The sequence below is a fragment of the Nitrospira sp. genome, assembly GCA_016715825.1.
GTDB lineage: Bacteria > Nitrospirota > Nitrospiria > Nitrospirales > Nitrospiraceae > Nitrospira_D.
The window spans coordinates 310,385-333,295 of sequence record JADJXO010000013.1 but is presented as its reverse complement, the minus strand read 5'-3'; the positions used below and the strand labels follow the sequence as shown (position 1 = coordinate 333,295).

18 protein-coding genes are annotated in these 22,911 nt (G+C 54.2%); 12 read left to right on the top strand and 6 right to left on the bottom strand.

Annotated elements, in window-relative coordinates; all coding sequences use genetic code 11:
• The first annotated feature begins 49 nt into the window (after positions 1 to 49).
• The 12 genes from IPM58_18655 (at position 50) to IPM58_18600 (ending at position 15,980) form a co-directional block, all read left to right on the top strand.
• On the top strand, positions 50 to 1,822 hold the full coding sequence (locus IPM58_18655; protein ID MBK9309062.1) for a c-type cytochrome: 1,773 nt from the start codon (positions 50 to 52) through the stop codon (positions 1,820 to 1,822).
• An 88-nt stretch (positions 1,823 to 1,910) separates the two neighbouring features.
• Positions 1,911 to 2,525 carry a molybdenum cofactor guanylyltransferase gene (locus tag IPM58_18650; GenBank protein ID MBK9309061.1) on the top strand — a complete coding sequence of 205 codons (615 nt, stop codon included), beginning with the start codon at positions 1,911 to 1,913 and terminating at the stop codon, positions 2,523 to 2,525.
• A 24-nt stretch (positions 2,526 to 2,549) separates the two neighbouring features.
• Positions 2,550 to 3,536 carry a glycosyltransferase family 9 protein gene (locus IPM58_18645; GenBank protein ID MBK9309060.1) on the top strand — a complete coding sequence of 329 codons (987 nt, stop codon included), beginning with the start codon at positions 2,550 to 2,552 and terminating at the stop codon, positions 3,534 to 3,536.
• 110 nt (positions 3,537 to 3,646) lie between these two features.
• Positions 3,647 to 5,371, top strand: coding sequence for an arginine--tRNA ligase (locus IPM58_18640; protein MBK9309059.1), 1,725 nt, complete (start codon positions 3,647 to 3,649; stop codon positions 5,369 to 5,371).
• A gap of 20 nt (positions 5,372 to 5,391) precedes the next feature.
• Positions 5,392 to 6,570, top strand: a complete 1,179-nt coding sequence (gene tgt, locus IPM58_18635; GenBank protein MBK9309058.1) for a tRNA guanosine(34) transglycosylase Tgt — start codon at positions 5,392 to 5,394, stop codon at positions 6,568 to 6,570.
• A gap of 21 nt (positions 6,571 to 6,591) precedes the next feature.
• On the top strand, positions 6,592 to 6,927 hold the full coding sequence (gene yajC / locus IPM58_18630) for a preprotein translocase subunit YajC (protein ID MBK9309057.1): 336 nt from the start codon (positions 6,592 to 6,594) through the stop codon (positions 6,925 to 6,927).
• 39 nt (positions 6,928 to 6,966) lie between these two features.
• Positions 6,967 to 8,604, top strand: a complete 1,638-nt coding sequence (gene secD / locus IPM58_18625; protein ID MBK9309056.1) for a protein translocase subunit SecD — start codon at positions 6,967 to 6,969, stop codon at positions 8,602 to 8,604.
• A 62-nt stretch (positions 8,605 to 8,666) separates the two neighbouring features.
• Entirely contained in the window at positions 8,667 to 9,584 is a 918-nt protein-coding gene (secF, locus tag IPM58_18620) for a protein translocase subunit SecF (protein ID MBK9309055.1), read from the top strand.
• A gap of 159 nt (positions 9,585 to 9,743) precedes the next feature.
• Positions 9,744 to 12,923 (top strand): PAS domain S-box protein, encoded by a 3,180-nt coding sequence (locus IPM58_18615; GenBank protein MBK9309054.1) that lies wholly within the window; start codon positions 9,744 to 9,746, stop codon positions 12,921 to 12,923.
• Complete coding sequence (locus tag IPM58_18610; protein MBK9309053.1) at positions 12,920 to 14,365, top strand: sigma-54-dependent Fis family transcriptional regulator; 1,446 nt, start codon at positions 12,920 to 12,922, stop codon at positions 14,363 to 14,365. Before IPM58_18615 ends, IPM58_18610 begins: the two co-directional genes overlap by 4 nt.
• A gap of 74 nt (positions 14,366 to 14,439) precedes the next feature.
• A complete protein-coding gene (locus tag IPM58_18605) occupies positions 14,440 to 14,850 on the top strand; it encodes a hypothetical protein (protein ID MBK9309052.1) in 411 nt (136 codons plus the stop codon).
• Between the two features lie 158 nt (positions 14,851 to 15,008).
• Positions 15,009 to 15,980 carry an aldo/keto reductase gene (locus IPM58_18600; protein ID MBK9309051.1) on the top strand — a complete coding sequence of 324 codons (972 nt, stop codon included), beginning with the start codon at positions 15,009 to 15,011 and terminating at the stop codon, positions 15,978 to 15,980.
• Positions 15,981 to 16,778: 798 nt separating this feature from the next.
• On the opposite strand, the gene IPM58_18595 is transcribed toward IPM58_18600, so the two are convergent.
• The 6 genes from IPM58_18595 to IPM58_18570 form a co-directional block, all read right to left on the bottom strand.
• Positions 16,779 to 17,198 carry a hypothetical protein gene (locus IPM58_18595; protein MBK9309050.1) on the bottom strand — a complete coding sequence of 140 codons (420 nt, stop codon included), beginning with the start codon at positions 17,196 to 17,198 and terminating at the stop codon, positions 16,779 to 16,781.
• A gap of 115 nt (positions 17,199 to 17,313) precedes the next feature.
• Positions 17,314 to 18,204 (bottom strand): ferredoxin oxidoreductase, encoded by an 891-nt coding sequence (locus IPM58_18590; GenBank protein MBK9309049.1) that lies wholly within the window; start codon positions 18,202 to 18,204, stop codon positions 17,314 to 17,316.
• Between the two features lie 96 nt (positions 18,205 to 18,300).
• Positions 18,301 to 19,509 carry a ferredoxin oxidoreductase gene (locus IPM58_18585; protein MBK9309048.1) on the bottom strand — a complete coding sequence of 403 codons (1,209 nt, stop codon included), beginning with the start codon at positions 19,507 to 19,509 and terminating at the stop codon, positions 18,301 to 18,303.
• Between the two features lie 58 nt (positions 19,510 to 19,567).
• Positions 19,568 to 19,888 (bottom strand): iron-sulfur cluster insertion protein ErpA, encoded by a 321-nt coding sequence (erpA, locus tag IPM58_18580; GenBank protein MBK9309047.1) that lies wholly within the window; start codon positions 19,886 to 19,888, stop codon positions 19,568 to 19,570.
• A gap of 647 nt (positions 19,889 to 20,535) precedes the next feature.
• Complete coding sequence (locus IPM58_18575; protein ID MBK9309046.1) at positions 20,536 to 21,006, bottom strand: hypothetical protein; 471 nt, start codon at positions 21,004 to 21,006, stop codon at positions 20,536 to 20,538.
• Between the two features lie 365 nt (positions 21,007 to 21,371).
• Positions 21,372 to 22,103 (bottom strand): hypothetical protein, encoded by a 732-nt coding sequence (locus IPM58_18570; GenBank protein MBK9309045.1) that lies wholly within the window; start codon positions 22,101 to 22,103, stop codon positions 21,372 to 21,374.
• Positions 22,104 to 22,911: the final 808 nt, after the last annotated feature.

The window sequence follows — 22,911 nt, the reverse complement described above, 5'->3', positions numbered from 1 at the left end:
CAGTCATCGCCAACTTCGAAATTTGTATCCATTAGGAAAGAGGGTAAACATGATGGAGCGTACTACTCAGAAGGCCGGGTTCCTGACGGCTGCTGCCTTCGGAGTCCTTCTAGGCACCGGCTTCGGAAGTATGGTTGCCTCGGCAGAAGACATGCCGGAAGGCTTCAAGAAGGGAGAGCTAGCGCCACCCCCATCTGCGGAAATGATCGAGGCAGGGAAGCGCGTGTATTTCACCAAATGTGTCTGGTGTCATGGGGTCGATGGAGCAGGCGATGGGCCAGGAGCTGATCGGTTGTGGCCTAGACCACGAAACTTCAATCAAGGCACATTCAAGATTCGACATACTGCAAGCGGAGAACTCCCACTGTTTGATGCTAAAAAGCCTGTCGATGGTCAGAATGACCTCTTTGAAACAGTGACTCATGGATTGCCAGGTTCAGCCATGCCTCCGTGGGAAGGTATTCTGACGGAAGAGCAGCGTCTGCAAGTGCTCTCCTTTGTGACGACCGAGCTCGTGAAGGATCGTCAATTTACAGATAAAGAGACGGAAACTCAGACAGTGCTCAACCTCGGTCAACTTCAGCCTAAAGAAGCAACTGAAGAGAGCATTAAACGTGGGGCGGAACTTGTTGTAGAGAAAAAGTGTGTCGAGTGTCATGGTATGGAAGGTCGGGGCGATGGAAACGCTTTCAACCTGAAGGACGACTGGGGATTTTCTATTCAGCCGGCAGACTGGCGCAAGTGCTGGAATTTTCGTGGCAGCCGTCAGGATCCCTATAACGTAAGAAATATTTTCCGTACGTTTTCAACCGGTGTTAACGGCACCCCAATGCCGTCGTTCGCCGATAACACGTCGGTTGACGAACGGTGGGATATTGCCAACTTTGTGAATTCTTTGTGTGAGCGAGATACACTGGGAAAGCCCTTACCGATTGACCCTTTGACAGACAAGCCGAAGATCAATTTCGTGATTCCATCAGATCCGGTTGAGGGCGAGATCCCGACCGATCTCGAAAATGAAGCGTGGCAGAAAGCGCCGAAGCGATATGTGGCTATGGGTGGTCAAATCACGCACAAGCCAAGAAATTTCGTCAATCGGATTGATGATATTTGGGTTCGGTCTCTCTACAATGACCAGCATATCGTCTATCTCGTTGAGTGGGATGATCGGACCAAGAGCGTGGCCGAGGGGAAGCTTCCATGGGCTCCGACCGAGGTCAATATCGATGTCAAGGAGCAGGATCCAAAGACCGGTGAAGAAGGATCCATCGCGGCCCATCAAAATAATTACACGGTGTATAACGACGCGATTGCCATCCAGACAGCGGTGAAATGGAAGGATTTACCAGCTCCCATTAAGCCTCGGTATTTGTTCGGCACGAACGAGCAGTTCCCAGTTGATATCGTCAAGTGGGAAGCTGATGGTTCTCTTCACGCGTTTCTGGGGACAGGCTGGGATAAAGATTTCCAGCAGCGTTATGACTACGAAGAGAACATGAAGGTTTTGAAGGCCGAGTGGAAGAATGGCCGGTGGTATGTCATGATTCAACGGCCGGTTGGGAATAAGGAAGATCAGGACTACGATGAGGATACGTTCTTTGAAGTAGGTCAATATATTCCAACCATCTTCTTTGCATGGGATGGACATAATGGTGATGCCGGAAGGAAGATGGCAGTATCGGCCTTCTACTATACCTTTATGAATCCCCCAGTTCCTCAGGAGACCTATATCTATCCCGTGGTCATTGCCGTGGGTGTCGTACTTCTGGAGGGTTGGGTGTTGACCCGTCGGGCGAATAAGAAGAAGGGGAAGACACTTTAGTCTTTCTGCAGCAGGAAACCGGTAAGCAGTAGTAGGAAGAGGGGGTAGAGGAATCTACCCCCTCTTTTTTATGGGATATATGGGTTCTGTGAAGATTACAGATGTGACGGGTGTCCTACTGGCCGGCGGAAAGAGTAGACGGATGGGGCAGGATAAGCGCTTCCTGTCATTCGGGGATCGTAGGCTCTTTGAACGCGGGCTCTGGACGTTACGTTCGCTGTTACAGCATGTGTCGATCGTGATTGCACAGGACAGCCCGGTCCTCTCGGCAAACGTGCCGGTTCTCCGAGATGTTGTTGCCCATTGCGGCAGTCTTGGCGGGCTGTATACAGGCCTGCGAGAAGCGTCCACTCCGCATGTGTTTGTTGCGGCATGTGATATGCCCTTTCTCAACGTGAATCTGATCAGCTATATGATCGGGTTGAAGGAAGAGGCCGATATGATCGTCGCATCTTGGGACAACCGGATCCAACCAACGCATGCCATATATTCCAAACGCTGTGTACCGATTCTGGAGGACATGATTCGTAGACATCACGTGAAAATTCAAGATGCATTTCAGCATCCCTCCCTCACTGTGCGATGCATGACGGACAGTGAAGTGAGGCAAATCGATCCAGAAGGCCGTTCATTTTTCAATATCAATAGCCCCGCCGATCTTGAGGCCGCTCGCGTACTACATGACGACTCGATAGGCTCATGACCTACAAACCGTGAAGGCAGCCAGATGAAACGGAATGTTGTGGTGATACACCCTGGTACTCTGGGGGATGTCCTCTTAGCTGTCTCGGCGATCAGGAAAGTGGCGTCACAGTACCCTCACCATCACCTCTTGCTCATCGCTCGTGCATCCGTCAGTCGTTTGCTGGAGGAGTGTCGTGTGGTCCATGAATGGATAGCGACAGAGTCGCAGGTATGTTCGGGATTGTTTGCGGGGTTTGGCGAGCAGTCCACTGAATTACGATCGTATCTTGAGCGATGTGATGTCGCCGTGGCCTGGACCGAAGATGCCGATCGTTCGCTCGCTAACCTACTGCGTGAATACGGCGTACGGCAGATATGGATTCAATCACCATTTTCTCCGGCATTGCAGAGGACTCATCAGCGTGACCGTTTCCTCGAAACCATCGCTGCAAGCAGCCCAACTGGTCTTGGGGAGGATGTCCTCGACGTGCCTGACCATCTCATCGAGGAAGGGAGAATCTGTATCGCAAGGAAGGGAGTTCCGAAGGATCACGCTCTGGTACTCGTCCATCCGGGAAGTGGAAGTAGCCACAAGTGTCTAGGGCATGAGAAGTGGGCCTCCATCATTCAACAGCTCCAGCAGCGAGGGATGTCTCCGGTTGTGTTGGAGGGACCTGCTGATCAAGATGTGGTGGAGAGTGTGCTGAGCGTCCTCAGCACGCAACCACCGGTTTTGCGAGACCTGAGCCTCTCGTTGTTGGTCGGAGTCCTGGCGCAGACGGACCGGTATGTCGGCAATGATTCAGGCGTAACCCATCTTGCTGCCATGGTGGGCGTGCGCACTATTGCGGTATTTGGCCCGACCGAACCCGATCGATGGGCACCTTCCGGTCGCCACGTGACGATATTACGCGGGGCATCCTGTGTGTGTCCCACGTGGGATGCGGTGAAGAATTGCCATGGGAAGCCTTGCCTTGATCTTGCTGTCGAGGAGATTCTGACCGTGTTAGGGGTTGGAATATATGCATGAGTCTCGCAAGTGACTGTAATACAACGATAAACAGCCTTGTCTCTCCATACCTCATGTGTTAGAGTGCCGCGTTCATTTCCTTTTCTTAGGAAGGGTGTAGGAGAAGCCTTGTGTCGCAAGGTGTTGTACATGAGAAGGTCGCGACCGCCTTGCTTGACGCGCTCGACGGCGCGAAGCAAAAGGGACAGTTGAAAGCCACCGCTTGGCCGGCGCTCACCCTCGATGCGCCCAAACGGCCGGAATGGGGTGACTTGGCGTCGACGGTAGCCATGTCATTGGCATCGTCCGAACAGAAGGCGCCCCACGATATCGCGCAGATCATCGTAGAAAATCTTTTACAACGGGATCAGCTGTTTGATCGGGTAGAAGTCGTCCGACCTGGTTTCCTGAACCTCACCATCAAGCCTGCTCTGTGGCAGGAAGTGCTTCGTGAAGTCGAACAGCAGGGAATTCGGTATGGGCACGCTGATATCGGAACCGGGCGCCGAGTGTTGATTGAATATGTCAGCGCCAACCCGACCGGCCCGTTGCATGTCGGCCACGGGAGAGGTGCGGCGGTCGGACAGGCAGTGATCCGATTGCTGCGGGCGATCGGCTATGACGTTGTGGGCGAGTATTACATCAATGATGCCGGACGGCAGATGAAACTGTTGGGCGCGTCCGTCTATGCTCGTTACCGCGAGTTGTCCGGAGAGAGCCTCCAGTTTCCAGAGGATGGCTATCACGGGACCTATATCACCGAGGTCGCTCGACGGATCAAGGAACAGCTGGGTCAAGTTGAAGCTGACATGACTCCTGATGCTCTCGAAACCCGCTGCCGGACGCTGGCATATCAAGAGCTCATCGGACGCATTCGCGATGATCTCACCGCATTTGGGATTGAGCTTCAATCCTGGTTCAGCGAGACCTCGCTCCTGGAGTCGAAGGCCGTTGAACGGGCTCTGGATGAACTCAAGGCTCGCGACCTCTTGTTCGAACAGGACGGCGCCTGGTGGTTTCGGTCGTCGAAGTATGGTGACGAAAAAGACCGAGTTGTCAGGAAACAGGACGGGCAATTGACGTATTTGGCGTCCGATATTGCGTATCACCATGACAAGCTGCGACGCGGATACGATCTATTGATCGACGTGTTAGGTGCCGATCATCATGGGTACATTCATCGCATGGAAGCCGTGATGCAAGCCTATGGACATCCGAAAGAGCGCCTCCAAGTGGTACTGGTCCAGTTGGTCAAGCTCTTGAGGGGTGGCGCTGAAGTGAAGATGTCTAAGCGGACCGGCGAATTCATTACGATGCGGGAAGTCATCGACGAAGTTGGGGCGGATGCCGCGAAGTTCTATTTTCTCATGCGCGATTCCAAGACCCATTTAGAATTCGACCTAGAGTTAGCCAAGCAGCGGTCCGCAGATAATCCCGTGTACTATGTTCAGTATGCGCATGCCAGAATATGTAGCCTCTGGCGTGTGGCTTCCGAACGGGGTCTCGCTCGCCCAACTGCGAATGCGACGGACCTCACGGTCTTAACGGATCCCGATGAATTGGGGCTGATCAAAAAACTGGCCGCTTACCCTGAAGTCATCCGAGCCAGTGCGTTGGCGTTTGAGCCGCATCGTGTGACCTACTATCTCCAACAATTGGCGGCGCAGCTGCATACGTTTTATAACAAGCATCGGGTGTTGCCCCCTGTGACTGATCAAGAGCGTGACGACACAACAGCTTTGGAAATCCTCTCGCCTCAACGGACTGCAGCCAGGCTCGTGCTGATGGGATCTGTTCAGCAAGTCCTGAGGAATGGGCTTGATGTACTTGGTATTTCAGCGCCTGAGCACATGTAGTCAATGAGATGCTACGCGAGATGACACGTTATCACGTCGACCAGCCGGATCCGTCTTGCAAGGGCCGTGTCGGGTTGCTGACGACCGGTCATGCAGAGATCGACACTCCAACCTTCATGCCGGTAGGATCCTTGGGGCCTGTGAAGGGACTCGAGTCGGATGAGCTCCAGGAATTGGGGTTTCATCTCATCCTCAACAATGCGTATCATCTGTTCTTGCGACCGGGGCACAAGGTCGTGGCCGAAATGGGAGGGCTCCATGCCTTTACCGGGTGGCCGGGGGCCATCCTGACGGATAGTGGGGGGTTCCAAATCTTCAGCTTGGCAAAATTGTGCGAGATTACGGATGACGGCGTCACCTTTCAATCACACATCGACGGGTCGACCCATGTCATTTCACCTGAACGAGCGATGGAGATTCAGGAGTCGTTGGGGGCCGATATCATCATGGTGCTGGATCAATGCGTCGCATTGCCGGCTGACCGAGCCGTGATTCAAGACAGCGTGCGGCGCACCAAGCTCTGGGCTGAGCGTTGTCAATCAGTGCGACGCAGGACCGATCAGGCACTGTTCGGCATCGTCCAAGGAGGATTGGAAGCCGATTTTCGTGTTGCCTCAGCAAGGGAGCTCGTGGCATTAGGGTTCGAGGGCTACGCAATTGGAGGACTGTCGGTTGGGGAAGGGAAAGCCGACATGTACGAGATGCTGGATATCACGGTTCCTGAGTTGCCCGAGAAGAAGCCTCGATACCTCATGGGCGTCGGGCTTCCTGAAGATTTGGTCGAAGGGGTCGCCCGTGGGATCGACCTGTTCGATTGTGTCGTCCCGTCCCGTCACGGAAGAACCGGCTCGTTGTTCACGGCATCGGGTCGAGTGGTCATCAAGCAGGCACAGTACGCCCATGATGAACGACCGATCGACGCTGAGTGTGGCTGTCCTGTCTGTCGTCGGTACTCACGAGCCTATTTACACCACTTGTTCCTGGTCAAAGAAATGCTGGGAGTTCGGCTGAATACGATCCACAATCTTTGGTATTTTTCGGACTTGATGCGCCAGATACGGGAAGCCTTAGCGGAGAGACGGTTTGCGGCATTCCGTGAGGCGTTCTACTGCAATCGTGACCGACAGGCGAATCGGCCCGCTGCCTCAAACGGCGAGCCGGATCGGCATGAAGAATGTCATGGCAGCTTTCACACATAGAAGGGGACTTGTTCGATGTTGATGGAATCAATTGCATGGGCACAAGGGACGGGTGGAGGTGGCTCAGCTGCCGCTGGAGGGGCAGGGGGAGTCCTGTCGCTGCTTCCGTTTCTTTTAATCTTTATCATTTTCTATTTTCTGCTGATTCGGCCGCAGCAGCAAAAACAAAAGCAACAACGGGCCTTGCTGGATGGGTTGAAGAAGGGCGACAAAGTCATCACGACGTCGGGGATCTGGGGTACGATCACGAATCTTGGGAAGGAGACGGTCACCCTTCAAATCGCTGACAACACCAAGGTCAAGATGCAGCGCGACAATATCTCGCGACTGCGCGGAGAAGACGACGAGAAAGATTAAGGATCTGTCGGCCACACGGGACAAGAGGTTGCAGACGAGATGAAAAAAGTAGGCGGGCGTTTGTGGTTGTTGGCGTTGGTGATTGTTGCATCGGTGGTTTCTTTTCTGCCGTCCTATCAACCGGCCTATCACGCGATGCCGAGTTGGTTGAGGGAGCTGTTGCCGAATAAGGGCATCACGCTGGGGCTTGATTTGCAGGGCGGCATCCATATGGTGTTGGAGGTGGATGAGGACCGTGCCGTGGAGATTGCGGTCGACCGTTCTGTGACGGCTCTCCAGGACCTGATCGCTGAAAAAGGCCTTGCCATTGAAGCGACGAAGAGAACGGCTCACGACCAAATCACTATTCTGGCGAAGGATGCCGATGCGAATACGGCGGTCAAGAAGTTGGTGGATAACTTCCCCATCTTTGTTGACAAGGACTCAGCGGGGTCGGCTACGACTACGATCTGGGAGTTGCACGATTCGGAAACAAAACGGATCAAAGATTCGGCGATCAACCAAGCATTAGAAACCATTCGTAACCGGATCGATCAATTCGGCGTCACCGAGCCTATCGTACAGCGACAGGGATTGAAGCAGATCGTCGTCCAGCTACCGGGTGTGAAAGACCCAAAGCGTGCCAAAGATCTCATTAAGGAAACGGCGTTGCTTGAATTCAAAATGCTGGACGAAGATATCCGACTCGATTTGCCTGCGCGCGTGATGAAGGACAAGGAGGCTGAGGTGCTTCAGGAGTTTGCGAGCAAACTACCTGAGGAAGACCAAATCCTGTTCGAGCGGGTGGTCGATAAGGATACCGGCGTCGAGTTTCGCATGCCGTATGTCGTGAAAAAGCGGGTGATGCTGACGGGCGACGTGTTGAGCGATGCACGGGTGGCTATCGGCCAGTTCAACGATCCCTATGTATCCATCACGTTTGATTCAAAGGGCGGACAGGAATTCGAACGGATTACCGGAGAGAACGTCAAGAAGCGCATGGCCGTCGTCCTTGACAGTACGATCTATTCAGCACCGGTCATCCAGGAGCGTATTGCTGGAGGGCGGGCCCAGATTACCGGGACGTTCACCACACAGGAGGCCAACGATTTGGCGATTGTGCTCCGGGCCGGTGCGTTGCCGGCGCCTCTCAAGATCGTGCAAGATCTTACGGTTGGTCCATCCCTTGGGCAGGATTCCATCGATAAGGGCGTCCGGGCAACATTGATCGCAGGGATCCTCGTGGTCGTGTTTATGGTGGTCTACTACCGCTTGTCCGGCCTGATCGCGGACTTTGCGTTGATCCTGAATCTCGTGTGCCTGATGGGGGCCTTGTCTGCGTTGACTGCGACGTTGACCCTCCCTGGCATCGCGGGCATCGTGTTGACCATTGGGATGGGTGTGGATTCGAATGTGCTGATTTTTGAGCGTATCCGTGAAGAACTTCGAGGGGGAAAAGCCGCACGATCAGCGATTGATGCGGGGTACGACAAGGCGTTACTGACGATCATTGACTCACACGTGACGACGTTGATCACGGGGGTCGCCCTGTTTCTATTCGGGACCGGCCCGATCAAAGGATTTGCGGTGACGTTGTGTCTCGGCATTGCGATCAATCTGTTCACCGCGTTGGTCGGTACGAAAGTCATCTTTGATCTGTTGCATAAGAAGCAGAAAGTTGAAGCGTTGAGCATTTAGTGATGACGTCCTCGACGATAGGGATGCAGGGGGAGACGAAGGGCCAGCCAAAGGGAGCGCGTATGTTAGAGATACTCGGGAAGACCAACATTGACTTCATGGGCAAACGCAAGTTCGCATTTATCTTTTCAGGAATGATGGTCTTGCTCGGCCTCATTGCTCTCGTTCAGATTGGATGGGGGTCTGCAAATCTGGGCATCGACTTCGCCGGTGGGACGGCTGTTCAACTGAAGTTTGAGGAACCGATCAGAATCGATGAAGCTCGTAAGGCCTTGGAAGCTAATGGGTTGGGCAACGCGGAGTTACAGGAATTCGGACAGGACAATAAATTGCTCATTCGTGTGAAGGCTTCAACGACGATCGAGGAGAAAGTCGCGGAACGCGTGGTGGAGATCTTCGGTAAGGAGTTCCCGAGTCAGAAGTTCGTGGTGGACTCCACCACCGAGATCGGTCCGACCATCGGCAAGAAACTTCAAGAAGACGCGCTTGTGGCCATCGTCATCTCTTTTGCGGGCATCATTATGTACATTGCCGCGCGATTCGAACTCCGGTTCGGCGTAGCTGCCGCATTGGCCACATTTCATGACGTCTTGGCTGTGGTCGGGGCCTTCTACATCCTGGATAAGGAAATCACGCTCCTGATCGTCACGGCGCTCTTGACGCTTGCGGGCTACTCGTTGACGGACACCGTCGTCGTCTTTGACCGGATCCGAGAGAATCTCAAGTCCCGCCGACGCGAGAGCGAAGAAGCCACAATCAATACGGCCGTTAATCAGGTCCTGAGTCGTACGATCGTGACAAGCTTGACGGTGGTGCTTGTCCTTATTCCACTGACCCTGACGGGGGGGGAAGTGCTGCACGATTTCTCATTGGCGCTGCTCTGGGGCGTCATCTTCGGCACCTATTCCTCCGTCTTCGTCGCCAGCCCTCTCCTATTGTTGTGGCCAGGCACGCAGGGCCGACTCTTGAAACGTCGCTGAGCGAATGGTGGAATAGAACGGCGTCGCTCGTGAAGCCTCGTTTGTTCGGGAGTATAGTCACTGGTTTCAGGTTGTCCGAGAACAACTCCGAAAACGTGAAACCTTGAATCAGTACGCTTCACGCTTCACAGATTTCCGCATCCGTTGCGGAGCATTCTTATGACACTCTGGAGCCGGTCTTACAGTCTCCAGCAGAAGATCATCGCAGCAATTGTGATGGTCGGTCTCCTGCCGCTCGTCCTCCTCTTGGTTCTGATCTATGTCGAAGAACGCCGCGCCTTGCGTGAGTCCACGGGGGCGAATTTCAAGGAGGCGGCTGTCGAAGCGGCTCGTCGGATCGAATCGCATGTGAGCCGGAGTATCAATGAGGCCCAGCAGCTCGCCACCACCCCCTTTCTCCGCACCGCCGTTTCGGAATCCAACCGCACCTATGAAGGGAAAGATGAGCGGGGCATTTCGGAGATGATCCACGACTGGCAGCAGCGCTGGAAACAACGTGATAAGCGCAGCGAGTTTCCGCTCTTCGTCAACCAAATCGTCACGAATTACTTGATTCGGTGGCACGAGATTCGAAAGTCGGATTATGTGGGGATCTTGATCACTGACGCACAGGGAGCCTTGGTCGTCAGTTCCATCCCGCAGGTAGAATATTCCTATGCAAAAACTGCGTGGTGGCAAGCGGTGGTGAAGGCGGGCAGTCAGCAACCGTATGTGACGGACATCGCATTCGATCCGGCCTTTGGGACTCACGTCGTCGTTGTAGCGGCGCCGATTCTCGATGAGCAACGTCACGGCGTGATCGGGGCTGTGACCATTCTGCTTCGGCGCGACACGCTGTTTCAGTCCATTACGGAGGGGTCATTCGGGACCACGGGTCATGCCATTCTATTCGCTTCGGATGGCGGCGTGGTGATTTGTCCAGTCCTAGGATCTGAAGCCCATTCCGTCGATGCCAAGCTACTCACTGCACTGGAGGCGGGAAAGCCGGGGTGGATGGTCGTGGACGACGATTCACACGGTCACAAGCAAGCGCTGATCGGGCATGCTCCGGTGCGGTTCGCTGATCGTCTTGCGAACGGCAGCCTGGGCGAAAAACGGTGGATCACGGTCGTGCGTCAGGATCCAACGGAAACCTTTGCCCCGCTGGATGAGTTGATGATCAAGATCGTGGTGTTTGGTGTGGCGGTGCTGATCGGGCTTGGAGCCGTCGGAATCCTCGTTGCTCGCCGGATCGCCAAACCCATTCAGTTACTCCAGGATGGGGTACAGCAGATCGGAAGCGGTCGTTTGGAACAGCGACTCGACTTACGAACCGGGGATGAGATCGAACGGCTGGCCGGTGCCTTCAACCACATGGCGGCCAACCTTCAACGTTCATTCGGCCAGTTGGAACAGCGGGTGATGGAGGTTCGGCAGCTGGAGGAGAAATATCGGGATCTCATCGAACATGCTCCTATCATGATTTGCCAACTGGATCGAGGCGGTCGGCTTGTTCATGTCAATAAAACCGGTCTCGACAAACTTGGATATACGCATGATGAAATCTTGGGCATGCAACTCTTGAACCTCGTTCCCGACGGCCAAGAATCCAAGGTCCTGCACTATCTTGAGCAGCTTGTGAGACGCGGACACAGTTCGATTGAAACGGTGTTGCGGGCGAAGGATGGCCGTCAGATCGATGTCGAGATTCATGCGACGGCACTGATCGACCATGATCGAGGCGGGTTGGTGCATTCGCGTGCGTTCGTCCGTGACGTGACCGAACGGCGTCGTTTGGAGCAGGAACTGCAACGATACACCGAAGGGTTGGAGCAGGCGATTTGTGAACGGACCAAGGAGCTGACGACGTCACAGGCGCGCTACAAGGCCTTGTTCGATTTTGTGGCCGATTCCGTGTTCATGGTGAAGCCTACCGGGACCGTGGTCGCCGTGAATCAGCGGGAAGCGCAAGTGCTGGGCTATGTGGAATCGGATATTATCGGGAGCACTATCCTTGAGATCATTCCCAAGGCGTACCATCAGATCTTTACCGGGTGGTTATCTGATGTCATTTCGCAGGAGGGGCGGGTTCCTACGCAGGAAATCACGGTGTATCACCAGGATCGGCACGAGATGACGGTAGAAATGGACTTAATTCGAGTGAGTGAGACCGATCCATTGCTCGTCATGGTGCAACTGCGAGATATTACTGATCGGAAAAAGCTTCAGTATCAGTTGCAATCGTACCGCGAAGATCTCGAAGTGAAAGTGAGAGAACGCACGAGAGAAATCGAAGAGACCAAGCAGTACCTGGAAAATCTGCTTGAGAATGCCAATGACGTCATCTATATCCTCGATCTGGACCAACACTTTACTTACGTCAATAGTAAGGTCAATGCGTGGGGCTATCGCAAAGATGACTTGATCGGACGCCCGTATCTCTCCCTCCTGTCTCGGCGCCATCGGGGACGCCGACTGAAGAACACCTTGGACATCGGTGCGAAGCAGGTCTATGAAGTCGAAGTCGTGACACGACTGGGAGAACCGCGTACCGTGATGGTCAGCGTGTCTCCCCTGCACGGGGTCGACGGTGAGATGCTCGGGGTGCTTGGCATCGCACGGGATATGACGGAGACGAAAAAGCTGGAGCGACAAATCAGAAACGCGGAAAAACTGGCGTCCATCGGGAAGCTCGCTGCGGGTGTGGCGCATGAAATCAATAATCCCCTCGGAGGGATCTTGAATTGTCTCTATAACCTTCGGAAGGGAACGCTGACGGCGGCGCGTCAAGAGGAGTATTGGGCCTCCATGGAATATGGAGTCCGACGCGTTCAGAAGATCGTTCGGCAGTTGCTCGATTTTTCACAGCAGCACGAGCCGGAGTTCAGCCCGGCCGATATGAATCGCATCGTGGAGCAAGTGTTGGTGCTGACTACCCATCTCTTTGGCCCCAATCACATTCGCTTGGACGTGTTGCCCGGTCACGAGTTACCGAGTGTCATCGTTGATCGGCATATGATCGAACAGGTTTTGATGAACCTTATTTTGAACGCCGTACAGGCGATGAAAAATGGGGGAACCTTGACGATCAGAACCTCCGTGGTTGAGGGCGTATGCCGTGTAGATGTGACGGACACCGGATCGGGGATTCCCGCGTCTGTCCTCCCGCGTATCTTTGATCCGTTTTTTACGACCAAAGGAGAGGGGGAGGGGACGGGGCTGGGGTTATCGGTCAATCTCGGTATTGCCGAGCGCCATGGTGGAAACATCCTGGTGGAGAGTGAGGTCGGCAAAGGAACGACGTTCACACTCTGCTTGCCGGTGTCGCGAGTGCGCTCCCTTGCGGAGAGGGAAGTATGAAGGGGCTGAATCTTTTGTTGGTGGACGATGAGCCGTTGATGCGTCTCTCAATGCTGGATGCGTTGGAAGACGTCGGCTGCAACGTCCAAGCGGTATCAACAGGTACTGAAGGGATTGAAGCGCTTCGCGCGAAAGCGTTTGATGTAGTCATTACCGACCTTCGGTTGCCGGGCGCAGATGGGTTGGCGGTCCTCAAGACGGCTAAAGAAAAGGATCCGCTCACGGAGGTGCTCGTCATTACCGCCCATGGCTCCGTGGAAACAGCCGTAGGAGCCATGAAGCTGGGTGCCTTCGATTACGTTACGAAACCCTTTCAGATGGATGAATTGCTGTTGATCGTCGAACGGGTCGGTGCGGTGATCACCTTGCGCCGAGAGAATCAGGATCTCAAGCGTCAACTCGAAGATAAATTTTGCTTCAATGGCATCTTAGGGGCCAACAGCCACATGCGGGCCGTCCTCGAAAAGATTAAGTTGGTTGCTGAGACCGACTCGACCGTACTGATCGTCGGTGAGAGCGGAACGGGTAAGGAACTTGTGGCGAACGCGGTGCATCAGAACAGCTTTCGGCGAGGGGCTCCATTGATCAAAGTGAGCTGTGCGGCTTTGCCGGAGACGCTGCTGGAGGCCGAACTGTTCGGCCATGAGAAGGGTGCGTTCACCGGCGCACTACGTCAACGACAAGGCCGTTTTGAAATGGCCAATCGAGGCACTCTGTTCCTTGATGAGATCGGCGAAATCTCGCCGGTTGTGCAAGTGAAACTCTTGCGCGTCCTTCAGGAACGGACGTTTGAACGCGTCGGGAGCAATGAGACGATGGAAGCGGATGTCCGACTTGTGTGCGCCACGCAAAAGGACCTGCGCAAAGAGGTCGCGCAGGGTCGGTTCCGAGAAGACCTCTTTTATCGCCTCAACGTCGTGCCGATCGTGGTTCCCCCTCTCCGGCAACGGCAGGAAGACATTATGGTCATCGCCCAGTACGTCTTGGAAACGTGCTCGGAGAAGCTGAACAAACCGTTGCGTGGATTCTCTCAGCCGGCGCGTGAATTGTTGCTCCGCTATTCCTACCCTGGAAATGTGCGGGAGCTCGAGAACATGGTCGAACGAGCCGTGGCGCTGAGCCGGGACCGAGCGACCGTACAACCGGCAGATCTGTGTGGCTTCCAATCCTGTCCCTATCTGGGTGGAACGCCACAGGAGTCCTGCGGTTTTTGCAGCGAAGGCTTAACCGGAGGGCCAAAGAAAAGGGAGACGGCTCTCACCTCGCTGGCCGCGGCGCGAGAAGGATTCGAGAAGGACTATATCATCTCGGTGCTGGAGCGGGTGGAGGGGAGTCGCACGACGGCATCGAAGGTCTTGGGGTTGTCCAGAAAAGCGCTCTGGGAGAAGTGTAAACGTTATGGGATTCCATCGGCGCACCACGATGGTGACGAGGAGACCTAGCGGCGGCAGGATGAGGAAGCGTTCATGCTGGGCAGTATGCGAGTCTATGTATGATTTGTAGGAGGGTCTTGACGATGACTATGCGAAGCCGAATCATCACTATTTCATTGGGAGTCGTTCTTTGTGCCGGCGTGGTCGATGCCGCCGAACCGGCTGAAGTGGAACAGTTTGTTAAAGCACGAATCGAGATCGGTGAAATGATGACGAATTATTTCACCGGTGGATCAGGGTATGGTGACGGCCAGCGCCCATCTCAGGAACAGATGCGCCAAATGGGTGCAGATATCAATGCCAAGCTCACCACGCTCTTGGCAAAACACGATCTGACGCTCGATCAATATCGCCAACGTAGTCCGGATGTTTTTGCGGATGATGCGGCGGTCAAGCAGTATCTCAGTGAACATCCGGACCTCAAACAACGCTATGAAGCCCTGCCGCTCGATCGGATGGGACGTGGGGGCGGCAGCACCGGACGTGGTTACTAGCGTAGTGGTCTATGAGTTCCATCACCTTCCGTTCGTGGTGAGCCTGTCGAACCATGAACGAAACCAGGTGAAAACGCGTGCCCTTCGACAAGTCCAGGGCGAATGGTCAATGTCAACGTATTCCTATTGAAGCCCTACACTAGCGAGAGCCTACGCCGATGGAATACAGACATCTTGGTCGATCGGGCGTAAAAGTCAGTCGGCTCTGCCTCGGCACGATGAATTTTGGGCCGTACACGACTGAACCTGATAGCTTTGCCATGATGGACCGTGCCTTGGAGCTCGGGCTCAACTTTTTTGATACCGCCAATGTGTATGGCTGGAAACTCGGTGAGGGATGGACAGAACAGATCATCGGTCGGTGGTTCGCCCAAGGTGGGGGTCGCCGAGACAAGGTGGTGTTGGCCACCAAGGTCTACGGCCGGATGGGTGAGTGGCCCAATCAGTCTCGCCTGTCGGCCCGCCATATCAAACGTGCCTGCGAGGAGAGTCTTCGTCGGCTCCAGACCGACTGGATTGATGTCTATCAAATGCATCATGTCGACCGAGAAACGCCGTGGGAAGAAGTCTGGCAGGCGATGGAACAATTGGTCCGAGAAGGAAAAGTGGTGTACGTGGGCAGCAGCAATTTTGCTGGTTGGCATCTGGCTCAAGCGCAGGAGACTGCGCGTAATCGGCACTTCTTGGGCTTGGTATCGGAGCAGAGTCTGTACAATCTGACCGAGCGGAGTATCGAGCTGGAAGTCATTCCTGCCTGTGAGACCTACGGTCTTGGTCTCATCCCGTGGAGTCCACTGGGGCGCGGGTTACTGGCCGGGGGAGTGGGCTCTGCAGGTAAAGGGCGTCGAGCTGATGCCGAGTTGAAACAAGAGGTCATCAAATTTCGTCCCAAACTCGAAGCCTATGCAGCGCTGTGTGAACGGATGGGCGAACAACCGGCCGATGTGGCACTGGCCTGGCTGCTGCATCAACCAGTGGTCACCTCGCCGATCATCGGTCCACGTACCATGGAGCAACTGGATGGCGCCATGCGGGCCCTGAGTCTGTCTCTTGATCACGACATACTGAAACAGTTGGACGACATCTTTCCTGGGCCTGGTGGAACGGCACCGGAGGCCTACGCCTGGTAGTCCGTTTTTTGATTCTCGACTCCTTTTTCACCGCCCTTCTGTTTGGGACTCCCCCCACAAACATTAGCTGGAATACAGGCTCGTACGAGGTTACTCGAATCCCAATGGCCGTTTGTCTTGCTCAGGCAATCCCATGTGCCGCGTGCGACTTGCCATTTGGCCCTGCAGTCGAGACGTTAGTCTCGGGAGATTTTTCATGGCTCATGGAGTCTTCTTTTTAGGTCAGAGCTCTTGACAGTTTCGAAACTCCGCTCCTATTGCTGGGAAACTTCATCCACAGGAAACGATCATGCTTGTGGATAGTGAACCGAATGATGGGTTTATGGAAAATGCTCAAAACAAAGATCCTGTGGTGCCAATGGATATTGCTAGGAATATGCAAAAATGACTGTTGCGTTGATCAGTACCACTATTAGTTGTGGTCAATATCTCATGGAGCGGATGCCTGAAAAATAGGCAGTTTGGTAAATAAACATGTCATTGGTGCAGGATTGCCTGAAAATGGTGACCTGTTCACAAGGTTATCCACAGAAGATGTGGAGCAAGAATTTCTATGCCAACCCGTTATCCTTTCTTCTTGATGTGATGCCTCAGATTGAGGAAGGCGTTGTCATGCATCGGAAGGGGGCATTTCCCAGCTTCTACTTGATACTTCAGCCAGTGACCCGGTAGGTGGATTGTCGGCGTTCGGTCTCCTCTTGGGCACAGACTGAATGGCAGCGCGTAACAGGAACTGCTTGGGACTGTTCCTCGGTCTTGGTGGTACCGCACCGGAAGCCTGCACCTGGTAACAGCGGATCAGTCACAAGTCTGTGACAAGGCTGCATCGCCACCGGCGGGTTCCTCGGGTGGCTGAGGATAGAGTTTCGCGAGTCGTTCGATGAGAGGTTTGGCTTCGGGGGTACTGGCACGTGTTGGTTCGCTGGGGGCATGGTCCCAAGTCAAGATCTGAATCCCTGCTTCGGTCAGCCCTGTACGTATCGTTTCGACCATCGCCTCGACCGTAAGCTCGGTCCAAGGTCCGAGGTCCAGGACCCGATCTTCCTGTCTGCGGGGCGGAGGAGTTTCATGAATGAGCGTCCAACAGCGGTTGAAAATCGTAGCGCGGAGAGATTGAGAGACATTCAGCGTAGTTAAACGAGATGTGCAGAGTGCCGTTACAAATAGGACGAACTGAAGGTCAGGCATGTCGGGGCGATGGATGTCGAGCGTGTGCATGTCTTCTTCAGCTCTCTCCTCTCAGATCTACAACAGAGCCGATCGGCTGAGGGGTGGGAAGATTCGAGCAGGTTCTCTGAGTCTCCCTGGGAATCTTCCACCCCTGGCCAGATGATCACACGTTCGTGATGGCCGCGACCGGCTTCTGGGCGAATTCCTTGTACCCATATCGCTCGGCTAAATAGGCCTTGGCGTCCTCGCTGACATACTCGGCAAACTTGTACCGGTCATCTTCGACGGTTTTGGCGTCTGCCATGACCTGGTCGGTCGGGATTGCATACTCGATATTGCAGGACGTATAGGCCTGAATATAGGTCGGGCCGACCTCGCGAGCGATCAGCACGGCTTTCTTGATGCAGCTTTCCACCCGGCGCGGATTATTCGGCACGACGGTGGCGATGTAGGCGCAGCCGGCAATCTTGGCCATGGCGACCATATCCATTTTCTCGAACTTCTTGCCGAGCGGGGCCATCTTCAGCACCGCTCCTCTGGTCGTCATGCCGCTTTCTTGTCCGCCGGTATTCCCGTAGACTTCGTTGTCCAGCATGATGGTCGTAAACCGTTCCTTCCTGAACCAGGAATGGAGGACCTGCTGGAATCCGATGTCGGCGGTGCCGCCGTCACCGGCCATCACCACGACATCCTTGGGCTTGTCGCCGAAACGAATCCGCAATCCGCGCGATAGTCCACTGGCGACGCCGTTCTGGTCTCCATAGTTACCGTACACAAACGGAATAGCCGCTTGTGAAATGGCCAGCCGGCCGCATCCAGCCGTCCCGACGGTAATTGTGTCTTCGGGGTTCGGGAATGCGACGATGGCGAGCCGGATGAACAGGGTCATCGCACAGCCGGCACACATGGGATGCTCTTCGAGGATTTCTTTGAAATTGCCCATCTGCGACACGGTCGTCTTCTTCCCGAAGGGCCCGTGCTCTACCATATCCCGATATTCTTTCGGCATGAATGTGTCGAATCCCGGGGTGAACTTCACATAATCAAGACTCATTGGAGACCTCACTCTTTCTGTTATCCGTCATGACGGTGGTGTGTGCATCTCGCTCGCCGCTCACTGCGTTGCTGCTGTGTAGTCCGTGTGTCCGGTTCATCCTCCGCGTCCCGCCAGCACCCCGGATCGCATGCCGATCGCTTTTTTGACTTCCTCGACGATCACTTCCGGCGGCAAGGTCATGCCGCCGCAGACGCGCGGTCCGGCGACGACCCGCTCGTGGTTGGGGATGGTCGCTTTGATTTCTTTGGCCATCCATCCGATGACATTGAACTCAGGCACGATGATGTGCGACGCATGTTTGGTCGCCTCGCGAAGCTCGTCTTCCGGCCATGGTCGCAAGGTCTTGATCTTGACGAGTCCCACGCGCACCCCCTCATCGGCCAGCAGGCGGATGGCTTCCCGTCCTTGGGAGACGGCGGTCCCCGAGGAGATAATAAGGACGGAGGCGTCGCCGTCTTCAACCTCGATCAAGCCGTCCAGCCAGGCGATCGTGTGCTTGCGCGACCGTTCCGCAGCCGCCCAGATTTCCTGTTGCCAGCTCGCGTGCGTGGCGTAGCTGATGTAGTTGCTCTTCATCACGAAGGGATCGCGCATCATCCGGACCGGTGGACATTCCATATCCATGCAGGGGACGGGTGAGCGATAGGGATCATAGGGCGGCAGGCACATGTCGACAGGCGTCAAGTCGACGACATCTTTCGTGTGGGTCACGAAGAAGCCGTCGCAACAAAGAGCCAAGGGTAAATGCACGTCCGGCTCTTCCGACACCATGTAGCCCTTGAGAATCCAGTCGTAAAAATCCTGTGCGGTTTCCGCATGCCAGACGAGCATGCCCGTGTTCATGAGGTAGGCGATCTCGATGGTATCCGGTTGGATCGACAGGGGAGAATTGATGCCGCGGCAGGTGACGATACATTGGATGGGCAATCGGGCTCCCGACCACATCGGAAAGTTTTCCATGGCCCGCATGGTACCCGGCCCGGCAGTGGTGGTGAAGACACGGGCCCCGCCGAAGGCGGCGCCGGCGCACTGTGACATGACCGCAAATTCGCTCTCCCCACGGAAATAATCGCCGATATACCCCTCAGCAAAGAGCTCGCCGCATAGGGCGGCGGCCTCGCTCTGAGGCGTAATGGGGTAGGCCACCATCACATCGACGTTGGCGCGCCTGACGGCCTCCTTAATGACCTCACTGCCGGTAAAAAACGACGGCGTGCGAGGTGCCTCGTTCATCATCACGCGTGGATCGGTGATGACTTGCCCCTTTTTATTTGCGGTTCCAATAATGGCTGTAGTTTCCATGGCGACTCCCTTTCTATCGAACGGCGGTGGCCGGCGATCCGGCGTACCGTGCATGCCGTTATGCGCTGAATGAACTGCCGCACCCACAGGTCGTTTTGGCTTGTGGGTTCTTGATGGCAAAGCCGGAGCCTTGCACGCTGTCCATGTAGTCGACTTCGCAGCCGGCCAGCAGCGGGGCGCTCTGGGAGTCCATGATGACCTTGACGTCACCTTTCTCGATCACTGTGTCGTCTTCGCTCATGGTGGACTCGAAACTCATCCCGTACTGGTAGCCATGGCACCCACCACCCTTCACGTAGACGCGTAGGCCGACCGTGTCTTTCTCTTCCTGCATGAGTTCTCGGATCTTTCCTTCTGCCGTCGGTGTAATGGTAATCATAGCGTGGCTCCTTCTATCTGCATGAAGTGATATGGTCGATAAACCTCAGCTCTACTCCTGTGCGGAGGCACCTCTGCTAACCCAAGCGATGAAGGCTCTTGGACAAAGGTCGTCGACACAGGTTTTTCGAGGAACATGCGGCGCAAAAGCGGCGGAGACCAGGGAATCGGTCGCGCAAGACATGGGAGGGAGAGACGGTGACGCGCGAGGATAGGACGGTCGGCGTGGCTCAATACGTCATAGCATCACCCTGGGCGCATTCAGCTTCAGAGTCAAGCGTTATTAAGGGAAAGGGAGCTGAAAAGAACGATGTTGGTGAGGCGAGGTTGTGCATGGGAAACGGCAGGATTGCCCATCTGCGATGGCTGCTATCGGCCACTTTGCGACAGTCGCTACAGCAAGCTCCACGCCTGAAAGCTGCCGTTCATGAGAGATGGCGCTCGCTTCGCGCTACGCTCGGCTGGAATAGGCCTGAGTGAGCTGGAATACGGTGGGCTTGAGTACAAGATGAGCACAATTATGGATGATCTTGGGAGGCCTGGTGGCATTGAACGAGAAGGCACTTGGGTTTGAAGGCATACCAAAGGGGAAGGAGAAGTTTCAGTGGACACGAATGTGGACATAGCCGGTCGGCTAAACAACAGTCGTTATCCGTCTTTGAGGCCTACGCGTTCTTTAAGGTCCTCAACAGCCGAATGTGAACCCCAGAAATAATAAAAAGGGATAAAACTATCGGGATGTAAGAACTTGATCGATTGCCCAAACTCGGTTGGAGCACGGAAATGAATTGTGCTGGACCAGTTAAGCCAGTGATGTTCGGTAATATCCACAACGTCTTTAAATGGCAGGGCAATTTCCTTGCGAAAGTTAGAGACATACAGATGCGTTGAATCCATCCGAACTTTCTTCAGGCCAACACCACTCCAGAGCAGGTATGTTGTGCCAAAAATCCAACCGGCTAGGAACTTCCATTTTTCTTCTAGAGGCAGAATATCCCCATTCTCGTCGTGCGTCTGGTCAAGCCATATGCTCAGCGTCCCAGCACCGAAACCGAAGATGAAGACGAAAGGGAAAACGAACTTCATCAACAACGTCAGACGCGAGGAAACCATTTTCATCTTAATGTATCCCCTTTAGCAGCACGAGTATATTCAACCCTAATACGATGAAACGGAGGTGTTCTAATTTATCTACAGGTATTTCAAAGATGAGAAATTGGCAAACCAATTGGTAGATACCGCAATGGGCAGGCGCGGCCTAGAAGATGTGTTTTTGGACCAGCCTCAGCGTAAGTCAAATTCCCTCTGATAGCCGTCGGTCGTGGACTTCTGCTTCGGGTCGAGGACTGCCATCGGCCAGGCGCGGAAGTTCGGCGCCGAGATCGCACCGCCATAAAGCGGTCCTCAGCCCTGTCGAACATTACGGTTAAGCTGCCGTGGGGAAGCGCAGCGACCTCGAGGTCAGCTCGAACCGGTTGTTAGAGTTACGTTGTCTTATAGATGTACCAGCCATCGGCTATTTCTTCGACGTAGATGAACTCGCTTGGATCCATTGTTGGCGGTTTCGATCCAGGCGGTACATATAGATAGCCAACCGTGTTATCAATAATACCGCCAATATTGAATTCGATAGCTCCGTTGATATCTTTTATAAAGTCGATTAAAAGGCGCTTTGCCATTTTATCAGACTGTTCTTTATCGCCCTTTGAATACAACGTAACCACATTTCTAAAGTCAGCTAGGTTGCTCTTCAAGTACTCTTTCAATTCACGGTCGCTCTTGATAGTGAGCAGCATATTTTGGTACTGCCATTCCTCCTTTTCGGATCTCGGATTTTTTTGTTCCAATTGCTGCAACGCTATATGGAACACTCCGGAGAGTGCCAAGTTACGAACCGCGCTGATCTTCCAGCGGTCGTTCTCCTTTACTAGGAACGCATACCAATCCTGAGACTTGTGCCCATCGCTCAGAAGTACGGCGTAGACGGAACGGAATTGTGATTCTTCTAGTTTCCTGAATGTTGCCTGCACATTGCGTGGCAGGCCTTGGCCTACTGTAGGTTTGTCCGTGTAGTGTTTAAGCATTTCCCCGTGGTAAACCGAGCGCTTGTCGCCGATTCCAGCGTGGCCGAAGAATTTCACGAGAACGTCTGGTTCAGCCGCGTTCGCAAGCGTGCAAGCGGCCAAAAAAAGAAGTATGGAGATGGCTCTTTTCATGTTTTAAGTAACACTAACAATGTTTAGACAGACTGTATAATATCCCGTTACGGCAGATTGTCTACTTCTGCCTAAAACGGCGGCACGCACCGATCGCCAGTCTTAACCCATTGCCGCAGGATAGGTTCCACCCCACTACCGCGATGAGATCGTCGTCTTATGCGGATCGGTGTAAACCCCTGCCTTCTGATAGCGGTCGGTCGTGGACTTCGGCTTTGGGTCGTGATTTGCCTGTCAGGGCATCAGGCAAGTGTCGGCCACGAGCGGAAGTACGGTGCCGAGATCGTACTGAGCTGCCCCTTGATTCCTATGCGAGACTTTTCGAGGATGCATCGACAATGCTCACTTCAGCGCTTGACTGAGAAGACAGTTGCTGTCCCCCTATCTTCTTCCAAGGTTTACGGTGTGGGTGTCTGCAGCAGGAAGGTTCTATAGCGCCAAGCCCAGAACAGAATCGCCACGATTGAAATGCTTGCAAAGCACCAAAACTCGGTGCTAGAGGTGCCAAGCATATACAAAATGATTCCTACAACTGTACCCGACGAGCATTCAGCTGTTGTTATTGTGAAACCTATTTGTTCAGGATCCATTCCCTTCTGTCTAAGCATGTCCGCAGTCCTTGGTTTCACATGATGCTCATAGCGCCATGAACTCCACAGCATAAAGAGAACAACTGCAGAGCCTATGACTCGACCAACAGGGATCCAGCCAGGGGATTGGGTTAGACTGCGAAGTGGTTCCCACGAAGGGTTCAGAAAAATTATTCCCATAAGGATAGGTGCTGCGAGGAATGAAATGAGAAGAACTT

What these genes read in the sequence shown, in the direction of transcription:
- IPM58_18655 (MBK9309062.1), top strand. Translation starts at nt 50, where the DNA reads ATGATGGAGCGTACTACTCAGAAGGCCGGGTTCCTGACGGCTGCTGCC.
- IPM58_18645 (MBK9309060.1), top strand. Translation starts at nt 2,550, where the DNA reads ATGAAACGGAATGTTGTGGTGATACACCCTGGTACTCTGGGGGATGTC.
- tgt (MBK9309058.1), top strand. Translation starts at nt 5,392, where the DNA reads ATGACACGTTATCACGTCGACCAGCCGGATCCGTCTTGCAAGGGCCGT.
- yajC (MBK9309057.1), top strand. Translation starts at nt 6,592, where the DNA reads ATGGAATCAATTGCATGGGCACAAGGGACGGGTGGAGGTGGCTCAGCT.
- secD (MBK9309056.1), top strand. Translation starts at nt 6,967, where the DNA reads ATGAAAAAAGTAGGCGGGCGTTTGTGGTTGTTGGCGTTGGTGATTGTT.
- secF (MBK9309055.1), top strand. Translation starts at nt 8,667, where the DNA reads ATGTTAGAGATACTCGGGAAGACCAACATTGACTTCATGGGCAAACGC.
- IPM58_18615 (MBK9309054.1), top strand. Translation starts at nt 9,744, where the DNA reads ATGACACTCTGGAGCCGGTCTTACAGTCTCCAGCAGAAGATCATCGCA.
- IPM58_18610 (MBK9309053.1), top strand. Translation starts at nt 12,920, where the DNA reads ATGAAGGGGCTGAATCTTTTGTTGGTGGACGATGAGCCGTTGATGCGT.
- IPM58_18605 (MBK9309052.1), top strand. Translation starts at nt 14,440, where the DNA reads ATGACTATGCGAAGCCGAATCATCACTATTTCATTGGGAGTCGTTCTT.
- IPM58_18600 (MBK9309051.1), top strand. Translation starts at nt 15,009, where the DNA reads ATGGAATACAGACATCTTGGTCGATCGGGCGTAAAAGTCAGTCGGCTC.
- IPM58_18595 (MBK9309050.1), bottom strand. Translation starts at nt 17,198, where the DNA reads ATGCACACGCTCGACATCCATCGCCCCGACATGCCTGACCTTCAGTTC.
- IPM58_18590 (MBK9309049.1), bottom strand. Translation starts at nt 18,204, where the DNA reads ATGAGTCTTGATTATGTGAAGTTCACCCCGGGATTCGACACATTCATG.
- IPM58_18585 (MBK9309048.1), bottom strand. Translation starts at nt 19,509, where the DNA reads ATGGAAACTACAGCCATTATTGGAACCGCAAATAAAAAGGGGCAAGTC.
- erpA (MBK9309047.1), bottom strand. Translation starts at nt 19,888, where the DNA reads ATGATTACCATTACACCGACGGCAGAAGGAAAGATCCGAGAACTCATG.
- IPM58_18575 (MBK9309046.1), bottom strand. Translation starts at nt 21,006, where the DNA reads ATGAAAATGGTTTCCTCGCGTCTGACGTTGTTGATGAAGTTCGTTTTC.
- IPM58_18570 (MBK9309045.1), bottom strand. Translation starts at nt 22,103, where the DNA reads ATGAAAAGAGCCATCTCCATACTTCTTTTTTTGGCCGCTTGCACGCTT.